14 protein-coding genes are annotated in these 15,663 nt (G+C 66.6%); 10 read left to right on the plus strand and 4 right to left on the minus strand.

Features of this window, described 5'->3' with window-relative positions; genetic code table 11:
- Positions 1-221: 221 nt before the first annotated feature.
- From H7841_06380 to H7841_06395, 4 genes are all read left to right on the plus strand, one after another.
- A complete protein-coding gene (locus H7841_06380) occupies positions 222-962 on the plus strand; it encodes an SDR family oxidoreductase (protein MEO5336503.1) in 741 nt (246 codons plus the stop codon).
- 1 nt (position 963) lies between these two features.
- Entirely contained in the window at positions 964-4,158 is a 3,195-nt protein-coding gene (locus H7841_06385) for a glycosyltransferase (protein ID MEO5336504.1), read from the plus strand.
- Positions 4,159-4,277: 119 nt separating this feature from the next.
- The gene (locus H7841_06390) at positions 4,278-4,646 is read left to right on the plus strand and encodes a hypothetical protein (protein MEO5336505.1); all 369 of its coding nucleotides are present in this window, start codon (positions 4,278-4,280) and stop codon (positions 4,644-4,646) included.
- A gap of 87 nt (positions 4,647-4,733) precedes the next feature.
- The gene (locus H7841_06395; GenBank protein MEO5336506.1) at positions 4,734-4,967 is read left to right on the plus strand and encodes a hypothetical protein; all 234 of its coding nucleotides are present in this window, start codon (positions 4,734-4,736) and stop codon (positions 4,965-4,967) included.
- Here H7841_06395 and H7841_06400 read toward each other — a convergent pair.
- Positions 4,964-6,409, minus strand: coding sequence for a diguanylate cyclase (locus tag H7841_06400; protein ID MEO5336507.1), 1,446 nt, complete (start codon positions 6,407-6,409; stop codon positions 4,964-4,966). The two genes, H7841_06395 and H7841_06400, sit on opposite strands and share 4 nt — an antisense overlap.
- A 150-nt stretch (positions 6,410-6,559) precedes the next feature.
- Between H7841_06400 and H7841_06405 the strand changes: the two genes are divergently transcribed.
- Positions 6,560-6,706 carry a hypothetical protein gene (locus tag H7841_06405; GenBank protein MEO5336508.1) on the plus strand — a complete coding sequence of 49 codons (147 nt, stop codon included), beginning with the start codon at positions 6,560-6,562 and terminating at the stop codon, positions 6,704-6,706.
- Between the two features lie 64 nt (positions 6,707-6,770).
- Positions 6,771-7,022: a hypothetical protein gene (locus tag H7841_06410; GenBank protein ID MEO5336509.1), complete on the plus strand. Its 252-nt coding sequence runs from the start codon at positions 6,771-6,773 to the stop codon at positions 7,020-7,022.
- A 70-nt stretch (positions 7,023-7,092) separates the two neighbouring features.
- On the opposite strand, the gene H7841_06415 is transcribed toward H7841_06410, so the two are convergent.
- Both H7841_06415 and H7841_06420 read right to left on the minus strand, forming a co-directional pair.
- Positions 7,093-9,606 (minus strand): PAS domain S-box protein, encoded by a 2,514-nt coding sequence (locus H7841_06415; GenBank protein ID MEO5336510.1) that lies wholly within the window; start codon positions 9,604-9,606, stop codon positions 7,093-7,095.
- Between the two features lie 245 nt (positions 9,607-9,851).
- Positions 9,852-11,570, minus strand: a complete 1,719-nt coding sequence (locus tag H7841_06420) for an ATP-binding protein (protein MEO5336511.1) — start codon at positions 11,568-11,570, stop codon at positions 9,852-9,854.
- 383 nt (positions 11,571-11,953) lie between these two features.
- Between H7841_06420 and H7841_06425 the strand changes: the two genes are divergently transcribed.
- From H7841_06425 to H7841_06435, 3 genes are read left to right on the plus strand one after another with little or no spacing between them, the layout of a single operon-like run.
- Positions 11,954-12,445 (plus strand): transcriptional repressor, encoded by a 492-nt coding sequence (locus tag H7841_06425; GenBank protein ID MEO5336512.1) that lies wholly within the window; start codon positions 11,954-11,956, stop codon positions 12,443-12,445.
- A complete protein-coding gene (locus H7841_06430; protein MEO5336513.1) occupies positions 12,438-13,193 on the plus strand; it encodes an ATP-binding cassette domain-containing protein in 756 nt (251 codons plus the stop codon). The genes H7841_06425 and H7841_06430 overlap by 8 nt, the downstream gene beginning before the upstream one ends.
- Positions 13,186-14,055 carry a metal ABC transporter permease gene (locus H7841_06435; protein ID MEO5336514.1) on the plus strand — a complete coding sequence of 290 codons (870 nt, stop codon included), beginning with the start codon at positions 13,186-13,188 and terminating at the stop codon, positions 14,053-14,055. Before H7841_06430 ends, H7841_06435 begins: the two co-directional genes overlap by 8 nt.
- Here the strand turns inward: H7841_06435 and metC are convergent.
- Positions 13,958-15,121 carry a cystathionine beta-lyase gene (gene metC, locus H7841_06440; protein MEO5336515.1) on the minus strand — a complete coding sequence of 388 codons (1,164 nt, stop codon included), beginning with the start codon at positions 15,119-15,121 and terminating at the stop codon, positions 13,958-13,960. The genes H7841_06435 and metC overlap by 98 nt on opposite strands.
- Positions 15,122-15,331: 210 nt before the next feature.
- Here metC and H7841_06445 point away from each other — a divergent pair.
- On the plus strand, positions 15,332-15,663 hold a 332-nt coding region (locus H7841_06445), incomplete at its 3' end, for a hypothetical protein (protein ID MEO5336516.1).

Genomic DNA, 15,663 nt, shown 5'->3' on the forward strand with positions numbered 1-15,663 from the left:
ATCACCTGACCAACATGAGAACATTATAGCTATTGCAGCGGGATATCAACGATGTAATCTCTATATGTTCCTTGTGTCGCTGTTGATATAGGAAATATCTAGGGATCGCGGCGCCTGGAGGCCCGTATCCGTCCGCCTGGTTCCCGAAGCAAGGAATGGCGAACCGCCATCCTGGCGTGCTCTTGATGACTTCCGGGGTCGGGCGGGGTAGTCTTCCCGCCATGGGAGAAGATCGCAGGACCGTCGTCGTCACCGGAGCCAGCCGCGGCATTGGCCATGCCACGGCCAAGCTGTTCCTGGACCGGGGCTGGCGGATCGTCACCTGTGCCCGCGCCGAGGTGCCGCCCGAATGCCGGCGCGATCCCAACTGGTGCCGCCACATTCCCACCGACCTGGGCGACGCCGACAGCTTGGCGTCCTTCGTCGACCAAGCCCTGGAAGCCCTGGACGGCGGGCCTCTGCATGCCCTGGTCAACAACGCCGGCATGTCGCCCAAGAGCCCCTTCAAGGAAAGGCTGGGCTGCCTGAACGGCGATCTGGCGGCCTGGCGGGCGGTTTTCGAACTGAATTTCTATGCGCCTTTGAAATTGGCCCGCGGTTTCGCCTCCGCCCTGCACAAGGGCAAGGGGGCGATCGTCAACGTCACCTCGATCGCCGGCCATGCCATCCATCCTTTCGCCGGCTCGGCCTATTCCATCTCCAAGGCAGCCTTGTCGGCGCTGACCCGGGAGATGGCCAACGAGTTCGCCGCCCTGGGCGTGCGGGTCAACGCCGTGGCGCCCGGCGAGATCGAGACCAGCATGATCCAGCCCGAGTACGAGATGCTGATCCCCCGCATTCCCTTGGAGCGCATGGGGACTCCGGAAGACGTGGCGAAATCGATCCACTTCCTTTGCGCCGAGGATTCCGGCTATGTGACCGGCACCGAACTCTGGGTGTCCGGCGGGCAGCATTTGTTCTGACATGACCGGCAAGCCGCCCAACCCCGCCCTGCTCTATACTCGCGACGCGGTCGATACAGGCCGGGAGAAGCTGATGGGCCGCCACGCGGCGGGCGAGGGCTTCTTCAAGGGCTATCTGCGCCATGCCGGGGTGGCGCCGTTGCGCCTGGCGACCCTGACCGAGGGCGCTGCCGAGGATTTCCGCCGTCGCGCCCATCATTGGGGCTTCCCCGACGTTCGGCCCGAATGGCTGTCGCTCCAGGACCCGCTGAGCCTTCAGAAGGCGGGCGGTCTCTATGTTCCCGATCCGCTGATCGAATCCTTCGCCTGGCGACGCCGATCCCTGGGAGGTCGTGCCTACAGTCTTTGCGGGGTCAACCACACCATCGCCTCGGAGCGCGTGATGGACGGCATCGCGGCGCTGCTCACGGCTCCGGTGCAGCCCTGGGACGCCGTGATCTGCACTTCGCGTTCGGTCAAGCAGACCCTGCTGCGCCTGCTCGACGACTGGGGGGGCTACCTGCAGGACCGCCTGGGCACCAAGGGACGGCCGCGTCCCGTTTTCCAGATGCCGGTCATTCCCTTGGGGGTCGATTGCGACCAGTTCGTCCCCGATGCCGCCTGGGCCGACGCCCGGGCCCGGATGCGCCAAGGCCTGGGAATCGCCGAGGGCGATCTTGCCGTGCTGTTTCTCGGCCGGCTCAGCTTTCACGCCAAGGCCCATCCCATGCCGCTCTACCTGGGCCTGGAGGCGGCGGCCAAGCTGAAACCGGGCATCCGTTTGCACCTGATCCTGGCAGGCTGGTTCGCTACCCAGGCCATCGAGAAGGATTTCCGGGAAGGCGCCAAGGCCTTCTGTCCCTCGGTGACCTTCCATGTCGTCGACGGCCGCCAGGCCAACCTGCGCTCGGGGGCTTGGGCGGGAGCGGACATCTTTGCCTCCTTCTCCGACAACATCCAGGAGACATTCGGCCTGACTCCCGTCGAGGCCATGGCGGCCGGCTTGCCCGCCGTGGTGTCCGACTGGGATGGCTACAAGGACACCGTCCGCCATGGCGTCGACGGATTCCGCATCCCCACCCTGACCCCGCCGCCGGGCGCCGGGCGCGATCTTTCCCTGCCTCCCGACGTGACGCGGAACGACGAAGAGCGGGACCGGCTCTACAACCGCTACTGCGGCTATGCCAGCCAATGCACGTCGGTCGATCCGGTCGGGGCGACCGAGGCCCTGGCGGCCCTGATCGCCGATCCGGACCTGCGTCGGCGCATGGGCGAGGCGGGGCGGCGGCGTGCCCGCGAGGTTTTCGACTGGAAGCCGGTGATTGCGGCCTATCAGGCCTTGTGGGAGCAACTGGAAGAGATCCGGGCCGAAGTTCCCGAGGTGGCGCCCCGTCCCAAGGGCGGAGCGGCCAATCCGCTACGCGACGATCCCTTCCGCCTGTTTGCCGCATTTCCGACGGCGATGGTCGACGCGCGCACCCAGGTTGCCGCCATGCCGGGCGCCGACGGCGACCGGTTGCGTGCCGTCAAGGCATGGCCGATGAACGACGTCGCCGGCCGCCATCTGCCCGGCGATGCCGATCTTGCCCTTCTGCTGGCGCACCTGAGCGATGGACAGGCCCATCCGATCGCCGAATTGGCGGCGCTGCTGCCGGCAGGGCAGGATGCGGCGATGGCGCGTGCGGCCGTTTGGCTGAGCAAGATGGGCCTCGTTCACCTGACTGCGAACGTCGAGGCGCCGGCCAAGGCTTTGGCTTTCCAGGCCATGGGGCGGGGCGATATCAGGACGGCGGATGGCCTGTTCCGCAAGGCCCTGGCGAAGGAACCGGGAGATCCGGAACTGCTTGCGGCCCTGGGGGAAATGCTGATGGCGACCGGCAACGGCGCCAAGGCGGCCCGGGTCTTGCGTCAGGCCATCCTCGCCGCGCCCGGAGAGGCGGTGCTGCATCGGCGCCTGGGCATGGTATTGTTGCAGGCCGGTCAAGGCCGCGAGGCCGTGGCACCCTTGCGCCGGGCTCGCAGGTTGGCGCCCGAGGACCCCGCAACGGTGTTGCTGCTGGGTTTGGCCCTGCGGCGAGCCGGAGAACCGGCCCTATCCTTGGAATACTTCTCTCTTTCGGCGGAGCCGCAGGGCTTCTACCACCGGGGCCTGGCATTGAAGTCCTTGGGCCGTCCGGATGAGGCCTTGGCCTGCTTCGCCAAGGGGCTGGCGACGGCACCTGGCGACCGGTTCCTGCGCGCCGCCCACGACAGCTTGCGCCTGGACGTGGGGGGCGGCGAGCGGGGAGCCCGGCGGGTCGGTCTCCTGATGTCCAGGCCGCTCCATGACGCGACCTTGCGGCCGCTGTTCGAGAGGCTCATGGGACGGCGGCCCGTGTTGCTGACCGGCGATGCGGACGATCTGGTCGAATTTTCACCCGGCATCGTGGTGACCTGCGAGCCATTGAGCGGTTCCTTGCGTCGACGCCTCGGGTCGGCACGGGCGGTCGGGTTGCCGTCGGGGCTGGCGGACGGGGCCGAGGCCAAGCGTTGGCAGGGGAAGGTCGACCGGTTCTGCGTACCTACCGATAGCTTGGCCGACGAGATCGCCGCCGTCGGCGCCTTTCCGCGCGATTGCCTTTGGCCGGTGGGTTGCGTCGTCCTCGACGCCCTCTATTCGGGCCGCCTCGCGCCCTTGCCGGTGGCGCTCCCGGCGGGCCGCAAGGTGGTACTCTATCTGCTGGGTCCGGCGGCGCCCTTGCTCGGTAGCGAGGCGCCGGCTCCGTTGCGCGGCGGACGCGACGATGTCGTCGTCGTGGTCCGTCCCGATCCGTGGGTCTTCGAGCATCAGCCCCGATGGGTCGCCGCCTGGAAGGCAATGGCCGAGAAGGACCGCACCGTCCTGGTGGTCGACGATCCGGCGGCCGAAGTCGCCTCCTTGATGGCCATGGCCCAGGTCCTGGTCGCGGATGCGTCGGCTCCCGCCCTGCCTTTCCTGGCGCTGGACCGGCCGGTGGTTTTTCTCCGGCCCAGTGGCAAGCCTGGGGAGACGGAGTGGTGGGAGGCCGGCGAGACGGTAACAGATGTGAGCGGCCTGTCGGCTGCCGTGGCCCGTGCCCTGGACGACCCGCAGGCCGACGCCCCCCGCCGGGTGGCGGCGCGGCGGCACCTGTTCGCCGGGACCGGAGACGGGCGGGCGGCGGAACGTCTGGTCGAACGGCTCTTGGCCCTCGAATGATACCGGCCAACCCTAGAATCGACTCGTTGGCCGGTATCGAGCCGGCGAGGGACAAGAAAAAATGTCAACCGGCAAATTATTGTCCGGTTGGCATGAGTGCCCAACACAGGAGAACGGAAATGATCGGCAAGGCATGGATGATGGCGGCGGTCCTGGTGGCCGCCCTGCCGGCGGCGGCCCAAGAGGTTCCGCAGGCCCTGCGGGAAAAGACCAAGGTCGAGGGTCTGCTCAAGGGGCGGACCCTGGAAGGAACCTATCTGCGTACCGGAAGCCCCTACCGGCTGGTGTTCGGAGCGGACGGCGGCCTGGTCAACCAGGAGGGGGCACAGGGGCGTTGGTGGGTAGACGACCAGGGCCAGTATTGCCGCGAATGGACTTCGGGCGCCCTGCAGGGCAACCGTGCCTGTCTGGGCGTGGCGCAAGCCGTGGATGGGGGCATAGCCTTCCTGCACGAAGGACGGAAGGTGGCCGAGGGCCGTCTCCGGTGACGGGGGTCACAGGAAATCCGGCGTCCCTGCGCTAGGATCGTTCCATTGCCGGGGAAGCGATGCCGGTTTTGGAAATGGACAACGGTCATGGGTAGCGGCGGGAACGGTGGCAACGGCACGGCGGGGGCTTACCTGGATCTGGTGGCGGCTGGCTACGGCTACTCCGTGCCCTGCGGAGCCGGCGATGCCAAGCCGGCGCGGGCTTGGCTTTCCGCTCAAGGTGTCCGTTTCTTCGAAAGCCGCGGCCTTTTCGGGTTCCGGAACCGCGGGGACGCCCTGGTCTTCGCCGCCCAGTTCTCCCCCGGAAGCCGGCTTTTTTAACGGTCTTCCTCTGGAGTTTCCACCCGGTCGCGGCCGCCTTCCTTGGCCCGATAGAGCGCCGTGTCGGCGCGATGCAGGCTGCCTTCCAGGGATTCGTCAGGTCGCAGGCATTCGGCCACCCCGATACTGCAGGTGACCTTCAGGACGCGGCCGTCGGGCAGGGGGAATTCCAGTCTGGCGACGGCTTTACGCATCCGCTCGGCGACCAGGATGGCCTCGCCCATGTCCGTTTCCGGCAGGACGACGGAAAATTCCTCGCCGCCCATGCGCCCCAACAGGTCTTGTTCGCGTAGCGTCTGCCGGCCGCAAACCACAAAGGCCTTCAGCACCTCGTCGCCGAGAGCATGGCCATGGCTGTCGTTGACCTTCTTGAAGTGGTCGAGGTCGAGCATCATCACCGAGATGGGGTGGCCGTAGCGTCGGCTGCGCACCATTTCCCGCTCAGCCACGTCCAGGAAGTGGCGGCGGTTGCTGGCGCCGGTCAATGGATCGGTGGTGGCCAAACGGCGCAGTTCGTCCTGCATGCGTACCCGTTCGAGGGCCTGCCCGAGACGGCGGGCCAGTTCTTCGATCAGGCGCCGTTCGGAGGGCAGGAAGGGGCCGCCGCCCAGGTCGGGCCGTTCTTCCACGTAGACGACTTCCAGGTAGCCGGCCGGCACGCTGCCGACCAGGATTTCCACCCACAGTTTCCACGGGGAATCTTGAAAGTTTGCGGTGGCGACCGACCCGGCCCGGCAGGCTTCGGGGCAGGACAGGCGGACCGCCGCGACCTCCGAATGCTCCCAGCCGTCGGCCACCAGGTTGACTACCCGTTGCATGGCGGAACCTAAAGGCAGGTTCGGATCGTCCAAGGTGCGCGAGACCGAATAGAGACAATCGGTTTCGCGGATGCGCTTTTCCAGGCCGTGATTGGCCTGCAGGGCCATATCGCGAGCGATTGCCAAGTCGTCGGCCAAGGCGACGAGATGGGCTCCCTGGGCTTCCAGGCGCTCGTGACTGTCCTCCAGTTGGGCGAGGCGGAGGCGGAGTTCCTCCTGCGTGCGGACCAGTTCGCCCTCGGCCCGCTTGCGGTGGATCGCGTAACGGAAGGCACGGCCGAGAGCTTCGGGGTGCAACTGGCCCTTGACCAGAAAATCCTGGGCTCCGAGATCAAGGGCTGCATCGACATTGCGGTCATCGTCCTCGGCGGTCAGGACGATGACCGGTGTCCCGACGGTGCTGCGGCAGATCCTTTCGACGGTCGCGCTGCCCTGGGAATCGGGAAGATTGAGATCGAGCAGGACGACATCGAACCGGCCGGCGCGCAACCGCATTTCCGCGGCCGCGAGCGTATCCGCGTGGTCCACGATCCCCCCCGCCGCCTCGATTGCCGAAGTCGCCTGCAGCGCTTGCGTCGGGCTATCCTCGACCAGCAGCACGCTGAGGATGGAATCATCAGCCATCCCGTTCTTCCCCACATCCCACGCCCCCGAGGCATACTGGGGCCTTTCTTGGCCGGATGCAATGTTCCGGCAGCGCTTGTGACGCCAATTACGGCGGGTGGGCGAAGGGCGGGATAGGCTTTGACGATCGCAGGTCGATAGGAACTTCCAATGGACCTCTCACTCGCCAACATGGTTTTGTCTTCGGGCTGGAAGGGGTGGACCGCCCTCTTCGGCGATCAGACGTTGGCCATCCTGGCGGCCATCGTGGTGCTCCTGGTTCTCGGGTTTCTCATCAAGCGAGTGCGTCAGGGATAGGCGTCATTCTCCCGTCATCATCCTTGTCCATGATGGTTTCGCGATGCACAGCGGGAGAAACCTGATGCAGTGGTCGAACCATCTGGTCCATCCGGGCGACGAACGATGCGTTTGTTGCGGCGGCCATTTGCCACGCGGCCAGTCGATCTGCCCCGGCTGCCGGGCGGTCATTCGCCGGGCACCGGACCTGTTCCGCCTGGTGGAAAGGCTGGCCAGCCGGGACGGCGACGCGGAAGGCTTGGCGCGCGAGGCCGGCGCTCTGCTGGCCGAGATCGCGGCGCGGAGCACGGTGCCTAGGGCAGCGGCCGCCTGCTAGAGCCGATCCGGGAATGACGGAATCGGCTCTCGTTATCGCCTTTGGCCGCCCGCCCTCCGGGCGGAGCCAGCTACCCGGCGGCACCACCGGCCGGCAGGGTGAAGAAGAACGTACTTCCTTCGCCCGGCTTGGATTCCACCCAGATGCGTCCGCCGTGCCGTTCCACGATGCGTTTGCAGACCGCGAGTCCGATGCCCGTTCCGGCGTACTGGGAACGGCCGTGCAGGCGCTGGAACACCCGGAAGATACGCTCGAAGTATTGCGCATCGATACCGATTCCATTGTCGGCGATCGAAAACAGCCATTCGCTTTCCTGGCGGCGGGCGGATATCCGGATGACCGGCTGCCGGTCGGGAACCCGGTATTTGAGGGCGTTGCCCACCAGATTCTGCAGCAAGCGCATCAATTGGCCGGCATCGGCCGTGACGACCGGTAACTCGCCGATCTCCAGTTCGGCCCCGCTTTCATCGATGGCGCGGACCAAGTTGTCGAGCGCCCCCCGCAGGGCCTGTCGGCTGTCCACGGGATGCCGGTGGGCCCCCCGGCTGTTGATGCGGGAATACTCCAGCAGGTCGTGGATCATCGCCTGCATGCGGCCGCTGCCGTCGACCGCGAAGCCGATGAAGTCGTCGGCCTCCTGGTCCAGTCGGGTTTGATAGCGCCGTTGCAAGAGGTTGAGATAGCCCGAGACCATGCGCAACGGCTCTTGCAGGTCGTGGGAGATGGCGTAGGCGAAATCCTCCAGATCGGCGTTGGATCGCACCAGCGCCTCCTTGACGGCGTACCATTCCGAAATATCGAAGCCCACACCCAGGAGACAGGGGGTGCCCTCGATTTCGCGGTTGAGTCCGGTGAAGTCGAACGGAACGAACTGTCCGCCCTTGGTCTTCAGCCGAGCCTCGACGTGAGCGTCGCCGCCTGCGAAGACCTGGTCGATGGCGGTCTGGACCAGGGCGCGGTCGGCCTCGGCGATGAGGTCGATCGGCCTCAGGGCGGCGATTTCGGCGCCCGTGTATCCGGTGACCTTCTCCAGATGCGGATTCCACATCAGCCACCGGTTCTGGCGGTCGAATAGGTAGAATATTCCAGGAAGGGAATTGACCAGGGACCGGGAGAAGTCCCGCTCGTGGCGGAGCTGTTCCTCCGCTTGGCGGCGTGCCAGGATACCGCCCAGATTGCGGGCCACGGCGATCAGGAACTCGCGTTCCGGTTCGTCCAGTCGGGCTCCCGCGGGAAGGGTCACACTCAGGACGCCCACCACGCATTCTCCCACCGCCACCGGAATGCAGGTATGCCCGTGGTCGGCCATGCCGGGAAGATTGGCTTCATGGCGTTCGTCCATATGGCCGACCTCGACGATCTCCAGCGATTCCGCGGCGCGTCCGCAAAGACAATAGCCGTAGGGAACCTCGGCGCAGACCTCGGCCATGGCGCCCAGTCCATGCTGGGCGATCAGGCGCAGGCGTCGGCGGTCCGGGTCGGCCAGGAACAGGGCGGCCCGCTGGTTGGACATCATCCCGGGCAGCTCGGTGACGATAGCCAACGTGCGGCGCAGGATCTCCTCGGCCGGCAGATCGTCCAGGGCGAGCCCCTGGATGCGGCCGAGGCCGTCCTGGAAGGCCGAGTGGCGCAGCACTTCCTCCTCGCGGAGCCGCCGGTCCGTGGCATCGACACAGCCGCCGATATAGCCGGCGAAACTGCCGTCCCCGTGGAACCAGGGCGCCCCGGAGTTCGCCACCCAGCGGTGGGAGCCATCGCGGAATTGGAGGCGATGTTCGACCTGGAACGGCCGCATGAGCTTGAAGGCGGTGGCATAGCGGGCAAGGAAATCCTCCCGGTCGGCCGGATGGATGCGCCCGACCCAACCGGCCCCGAGATGGGCTGTGGCCGGCAAGCCGGTGAATTCCTCCCAGGCCTTGTTGACCCAGAGGCAGTCGCCCTCGGGCGAGAAGGCCCAGACCAAGTTGGGCAGGCATTCGGCGAGGCTGCGGAACCGGAGTTCGCTGTCCTCCATCTCGCGGCGGCGCTTCTGTTCGGCTTCCAGGGCGAGGAACTCCATTCGCCGCAGCCGGTTGTTGCGTCCCAGCACCGCCACACCGACCAGGTTCGCCATTCCCATAAGCGTCAGAATGCCCACGAAATAGGGGGGGACGGCGCCCGGTTGCGTGAAAAACGCCGTGACGAAGGCCAGGGTGAAAACCACTCCGGAGATCGCCACCCAGCGGAAGCGGACCGGGAATATCAGGTAGTTGAAGATGACGAGAACCGCGGCGACGGACAGCGACAGCGGACTGGGAAGCAAATGGAACATCGCGGCCGCCGCACCATAGAGGGTGATCTGGGTAACCCAGATCAAGCCTTCCAAGACCACAGGCCGGGTTGCCTTGTAGATGCCCCAGATGGCGGCCAGGTTGATCGCCAGCATCGCCAGGCGGGTGCCGGCGATGGGCCAGAACAACGCCGTGCCCAGATGCCGGAAGTCGTTGACGAGAAACAGAAGCAGGCTGCCGAAGGTGATCCACAGGAGGGTTCGGGCATGACGTTGCGTTTCCGGGAACGTCACCGCGCGGAACGACTGCTCCATCCCGCGGTCCGCGAACTCTCCTCCGATAGGCGACAGGGCTGTCTTCGGCAGGCCCATCTTCGATGACCCATTCCTTAGCCCTCGGGAGCACGGCTCATCGGTTCGGGAGGCAACCCAAGGAGGCGGTTCTCGAACGACCGCAAGGCATCCATTCTACTCCGCCACCCCTGTAGATTTGCAAGCTGGAAATGAGATATTGCCCCGGTTTCGATCATCGTCCTGATTGAAGGGCAGGCATTTTGCGGCTACCCCGCCGGCAGGGTGAACCGGAAGGTTGACCCCCTGCCGTCACCTCCCGATTCCACCCAGATGCGACCGCCGTGGCGTTCCACGATGCGGCGGCAGAGCGCCAGGCCGAGGCCGGTGCCGGGATAGCTGTCGCGGGTGTGGAGCCGCTTGAAGATGACGAAGATCTGGTCCGCGTAGCGCGGGTCGATGCCGATGCCGTCGTCGGTTACCGAGAACCACCACCAACCGTCGCGCAGTTCGGCGTGGATGTCGACGGAGGGAACATTGCCGGGGCGGCGGTACTTGATGGCGTTGCCCACCAGGTTCTGGAACAGCAAGGCCAGTTGAGTGCGGTCGCCGGCCACGGTGGGGAGGTCGGAGAAGCCGATACGGGCGTGGGATTCGCCGGTGGCTTCCTTGAGGTTGGTCAGAGCCATGGCCAAAGCTGCCTTGGTATCCACGGGGGCGAAGGCCTCCGCCCCCCCGGTGACGCGGGAATAGGTCAGCAGGTCGCCGACCAGTTGCCGCATTCGGCGTGCTCCATCGACGACGACGGCCAGATTCTCGCGTCCGGTTTCATCCAGGGTCGAGGCCATCCTCTTTTCCAGGATCTGCGAGTAGGTGACCACGTTGCGGAGCGGCTCTTGCAGGTCATGGGCGGCTACGTAAGCGAAGCGTTCCAGTTCCGCGTTGGAACGGCTCAGTTCGGCGACCGAATCGGAAAGCCGCCGTTCGGCCGCCTCGGCGCGGGCGCGGGCCGCCGCTTCACGGCCATAAAGACGAAGCAACCCCCCCAGCAACAGGGTTAGCAACAGGAACCCCGAGCCCAGAACCAAGACGGTGCCCTTCACCTTGGCGTGCCACTCGGCCAGGATTTCTTGCTTGGCCATGCCGGCGACGGCGATCAGGTCGTAGTTGCCGATCTTCTGGAATGCGAAAATGCGGTGGACTCCGTCGACCGGCGACGGCCGCTCGGCGGTATCGCTCTTCTTGCCTGCCGCCAGTGCGGTGAGAACCCAGGGCGTTATGGGGACTTGGCGCGGGGCCGTCGCAGCGGACGGAGGGTGTCGCAGCAGGATCATGCCGTCCATTCGCATCAAGGTGATGTGATCGCCCGAGGCCTGGATGAGGGCGGCGAGGGATTCTTCCAGCGCGGCTACCTTGATGGCGGCCACCGCCAGGCCGGCGAAGCGGCCATCGTCGCCGGATAGGCGGCGGCTCATTACCAGCACCGGCCGTGAGACGACGCGGCCGGTCAGGGGTTCCTGGAAGAAGGGACCTGGATCCAGGGAGGTCTTGTGATGGAGAAAATAGGGCCGGTCCGCCACCGACCGCTCGGGAACCGGAAAGCTGTCGGTATGGAGCCGGAAGCGTCCGTTACCGTCGACCAGGGAAAGGCTGGGAACGGCGCCCAGGCCTTGGCGCATGCGCTGGAGGTGTTCCCAGTCGTCCCAGGAAGTGCCTATCCGTTCCCAGGCGGGATCGGGGCCGATCCAGTCGGTCACGTGGCGAAGCGCCAAGTCCACACCTTCGAACAGACGGGCGGCGTGTTCGGCGGCCAGCAGGGCGCGAGATTGGACTTGGCGATGGGCGGTGACGAGGATTTCGTCCCGTTCCGCCAGAAGATTCACCCAAAACCAACCGGCAACGCTAGCCGCTACGGCGAACCAAGCCGTCATGACCACCCAGGTTCGCGCGTGAGACGGTCGCGTCGGCTCGCTCTCGAGGCCCGGCACCTTCTTCCACTCCTTGTCCCTGGTGACAAGGCGTGCCCCAACGAAACCCGGATGACAAGGGAAATCGGCTATAACCTAGGGGAGGATTTGGTCTATTGCCTTCAGCCGATGCCGACGGAGAGGGCCACCGCCAGAAAACCTGTGAAGCCGGCACCCACGGCGGAGAGAAAGGCGGCGGCGATCAGGAAGCGCTTCAGCACGGGCATGGGAGGTGTCCTTTAACCAACTATTTATATCGGGTAATATAGCGGTCATGGTCTGTGCGCTCTTGATGTCAATCAATTATACATGATTTTTTTCGTCAGGTATTTTTGCCGGCGCCTTGGGGGCGGACAAAGGTGGCGCAATGTTATATCGTTCTGCCTTCTCGGGGAGGGACGCGCATGACGGCAGGGGTGGCGAGGGCGGCGTTTCCGGCGGAGCGGCACGATCACGGCCGCTGCCTGCGCGAGGCACTGGCAACCGCCGAGGCCGTTTGTGCGAAGCGCGGGGCGCGTTTCACCGAACTGCGACGCCGCGTCCTGGAAATCGTCTGGGCAGGCCACCGGCCCTTGGGGGCCTATGACATCTTGGACTCCTTGGGCAGGGAGCGCGGCGGGGCGGCGCCGCCCACCGTCTATCGGGCGCTGGAGTTCCTGCTGGAACAGGGGCTGATCCACCGTCTCGAAAGCCTGAACGCCTACATCGGCTGCACGGTGCCCGGCCGCCCGCACGGCAGCCAATTCCTGATCTGCCGGGCCTGCGGCCGGGTGGCGGAACTGGACGATGCGCGTATCGAGGAAGCCATCCGCCTGAGCGCCGAGACCGTCGGTTTCACCGTCGAGCGCAAGGCCGTCGAGGCGACCGGTCTCTGCCCCCGTTGCCGCCATGACTGAGACTTTGATCGAAGCCTCCGGCGTTTCCGTCGATTTCGAGGGCCGTCCGATTCTGAAGGATGTCTCGACCCGGGTCCGCGAGCGCGAGATCGTCGCCCTGATCGGCCCAAACGGGGCGGGCAAGACGACCCTGGTCCGGGCCATGCTGGGCTTGCTGGCACCCGATGCCGGTTCTGTCCGGCGGCGGACGGGCCTTCGAGTCGGCTACATGCCCCAGCGCTTGTCCCTCGATCCGGCCCTGCCGCTCACGGTCAAGCGCTTCCTGGAACTGGCTGTGCCGCGGGGCCGCGACGCCACGCTTGCTCGGTTGCAGATGGCTTTGGACGAGGTCGGGGCCGGCCATGTTCTGGAGACGCCCCTGCAGGGCGCCTCGGGCGGCGAGATGCAGCGCATCCTGCTGGCCCGCGCCCTGCTGCGCGAACCGGACCTGCTGGTTCTCGACGAACCGGTTCAAGGCGTCGATGTCACCGGCCAGGCCGAGCTCCACCGTCTGATCGCCGCCATCCGCGACCGGCGAGGGGTGGGGATTCTCATGGTTTCCCATGACCTGCATCTGGTGATGGCGGCCACCGACACGGTGGTTTGTCTGAACGGCCACGTCTGCTGTGCCGGCCATCCGGAATCGGTGAGTGCCCATCCCGAATACCTGGCCCTATTTGGCGCCGTGGCGATCTACCAGCACCACCACGACCACCGCCATGACGAGGACGGTCAGGTCATTCCCATCGAGGAGGCGAGCCATGGCTGACGAATTCCTGCTCCGCGGCCTGCTGGCCGGACTGGGCGTGGCGATGGTGGCCGGACCGCTGGGGTCCTTCGTGGTCTGGCGGCGCATGGCCTATTTCGGCGACACTCTCGCTCATGCGGCCCTGCTGGGAGTGACGCTCGGCTTCGTGCTGGGCCTGTCCCCGATGGCGGGCGTGCTGCTGGTCTGCGCCGCCGTGGCCGGGCTGCTGGTCGCGCTGCAGCGCGGCCGCAAGCTGGCTGGCGATACGCTGCTGGGCATCCTGTCGCATGGGGCGCTGGCCTTGGGGCTGGTGGTGGCCTCCCTGGTGGAAAGCCTGCGCGTCGACCTGCTCGCCTACCTGTTCGGCGACCTGCTCGCCACCACGTGGGCCGACGTGGCCGGCATTTGGGCCGGGGGGGCAGCGGTGCTGGTCCTGTTGGTGCGTCTTTGGCGGCCTCTGCTGGCCATCACCGTGCATGAGGAACTGGCGCGGGTCGAAGGCGTTGCCGTCGACCGGGTCGGCCTCGCCTTCATGCTGCTGATGGCGGCGGCGGTGGCCCTTGCCATGAAAGTGGTGGGCATCCTGCTGGTCACGTCGCTTCTCATCGTCCCGGCGGCGGCCGCCCGGCCGCTGGCCCGGACGCCGGAACGCATGGCGGTGCTGGCGGCTCTGCTGGGATGTGGCGCGGTGGCCCTGGGACTGGGCGGTTCCCTGCTGTCGGATGCTCCGGCCGGCCCGGCGGTCGTGGTGGCGGCCTGCCTGATCTTCGCCGTGACGGCTTCGGTCAGGCGTCGCCCAGGCGGGCCAGCCCCTTCTCCAGGTCGGCGATCAGATCCTCCCCATCCTCCAGCCCGCTGTGGATGCGGAGTGCGTGGCCCTTGAAGGGCCAGACGGTGGCTTGGCGATCGATCCGCAGGGGTAGAATCAGGCTTTCGTAGCCGCCCCAACTGAAGCCCATGCCAAACAGCTCCAGTCCATCGACGAAGGCGGCCAGGGCTTCCTTGGAATAGCCTTCCTTCAGCACGACGGAGAACAGGCCCGACGATCCCGTGAAGTCGCGTTGCCAGACGACATGGCCGGGACAGGAGGGCAGGGCCGGATGCAGAACGGTCTCGATCTCGGGCCGCGCGGCCAGCCAGCGGGCGAGCTTGAGTCCGGTATCCTGGTGGCGGGCGAGGCGGGCCGACAGGCTGCGAATGCCGCGCAGGCCCAGCCAGCAGTCGTCCGGCCCCGCGCACCAGCCCATGCCGACGGCGGTGCCGCGCAGGCGCTCGAACAGGGTGCGGTCGCGCATGGAGACGCTGCCCAGCATGGCGTCGGAATGGCCGACGATGTACTTGGTCGCCGCCTGGATGGACAGATCGACGCCCTTGTCGAAGGGCTGGAAGTAGAGCCCGGCGCTCCAGGTGTTGTCCATGGCGACCAGGGCGCCGGCGGCATGGGCGGCGTCGGCGATGGCGGGGACGTCCTGGACCTCGAAGGTCAGCGAGCCGGGTGCCTCGGTAAAGACCAGGCGAGTGGTGGGCCGCATCAGTTCGGCGATGTCGGCGCCGACCATCGGGTCGTACCGCGTCGTCGCGATACCCAGGCGGTTCAGCGGCCCCTCGCAAAGGCGGGCGGCGGGCCCATAGGCGTTGTCGGTCATCAGGATGTGGTCGCCGGCCTCCAGCAGCGCATGCAGCGTACAGGCGATGGCCGCCATGCCCGACGGCAGGGCGATCGCGTGGGAAGCTCCTTCCAGGGTGGCGACGGCTTCCTCGAAGGCGAAGTGGGTTGGGGTGCCATAGCGGCCGTAATAGACCCTGTCGAAGCGTTCCCGTTCCGCCGTCTCCAGTTCGTCCAGGCTGGGGAAAAGCACGGTCGAGGCCCTATAGACCGGCGGGTTGACGATGCCCTGATGGTCTTCCGGATGTCGGCCCGCATGGCCAAGGAGGGTGTCCTTCTTCATGTCGCGGATTGTAAAGGCCAAAGCCCGGACAAGGGAAGAGGCGGACGCCGGACGGCCAGGGCAGTCCCTGCTGGGCGCCTTCCGCGCCCCGACGCCCGACGAGGTGGACGAACACCACGCCGGCACCCGCGGCCTGGGCGAGGAAAAGCTGGTCTGGCGCCAGCCCTTCCTGAAGGTCGGCGGCGACGGCAAGGGCCTGCCCGACCCGAGGTGCCCGGCGAGGACAACATTCACATCGCCAAGGCGGTGGACACCCTGGCCGGCTATTCCGACCCCGGGGACCACCCGCGTTGGACGGCCCGCGAGATTCGCATGGAAGGCCCGACGGCCTTGGCGCGCACGCGGGCGACGATCCGGGGCTTGCAGGAAAGGGCTCCCGATCTGGCCGATACTTACCTCCGCCGCCTGCTGATCGGCGAGGCCGAACCGGAACGGATTCCGGTGGGCGTGCTGAAGGCCGAGTGGGAAAAACGTCGTTCCTCCGACACCATGGAATGCACGCCGGAGAAGTGCCCGCCCGTCACGCCGCGCCCCCTCGGCAC

Source organism: Magnetospirillum sp. WYHS-4 (assembly GCA_039908345.1).
Taxonomy (GTDB): Bacteria; Pseudomonadota; Alphaproteobacteria; order Rhodospirillales; family GLO-3; genus JAMOBD01.

Coding starts and splice junctions, on each gene's coding strand:
- H7841_06380 (MEO5336503.1), top strand. CDS start 222: ATGGGAGAAGATCGCAGGACCGTCGTCGTCACCGGAGCCAGCCGCGGC.
- H7841_06385 (MEO5336504.1), top strand. CDS start 964: ATGACCGGCAAGCCGCCCAACCCCGCCCTGCTCTATACTCGCGACGCG.
- H7841_06390 (MEO5336505.1), top strand. CDS start 4,278: ATGATCGGCAAGGCATGGATGATGGCGGCGGTCCTGGTGGCCGCCCTG.
- H7841_06395 (MEO5336506.1), top strand. CDS start 4,734: ATGGGTAGCGGCGGGAACGGTGGCAACGGCACGGCGGGGGCTTACCTG.
- H7841_06400 (MEO5336507.1), bottom strand. CDS start 6,409: ATGGCTGATGATTCCATCCTCAGCGTGCTGCTGGTCGAGGATAGCCCG.
- H7841_06405 (MEO5336508.1), top strand. CDS start 6,560: ATGGACCTCTCACTCGCCAACATGGTTTTGTCTTCGGGCTGGAAGGGG.
- H7841_06410 (MEO5336509.1), top strand. CDS start 6,771: ATGCAGTGGTCGAACCATCTGGTCCATCCGGGCGACGAACGATGCGTT.
- H7841_06415 (MEO5336510.1), bottom strand. CDS start 9,606: ATGGAGCAGTCGTTCCGCGCGGTGACGTTCCCGGAAACGCAACGTCAT.
- H7841_06425 (MEO5336512.1), top strand. CDS start 11,954: ATGACGGCAGGGGTGGCGAGGGCGGCGTTTCCGGCGGAGCGGCACGAT.
- H7841_06430 (MEO5336513.1), top strand. CDS start 12,438: ATGACTGAGACTTTGATCGAAGCCTCCGGCGTTTCCGTCGATTTCGAG.
- H7841_06435 (MEO5336514.1), top strand. CDS start 13,186: ATGGCTGACGAATTCCTGCTCCGCGGCCTGCTGGCCGGACTGGGCGTG.
- metC (MEO5336515.1), bottom strand. CDS start 15,121: ATGAAGAAGGACACCCTCCTTGGCCATGCGGGCCGACATCCGGAAGAC.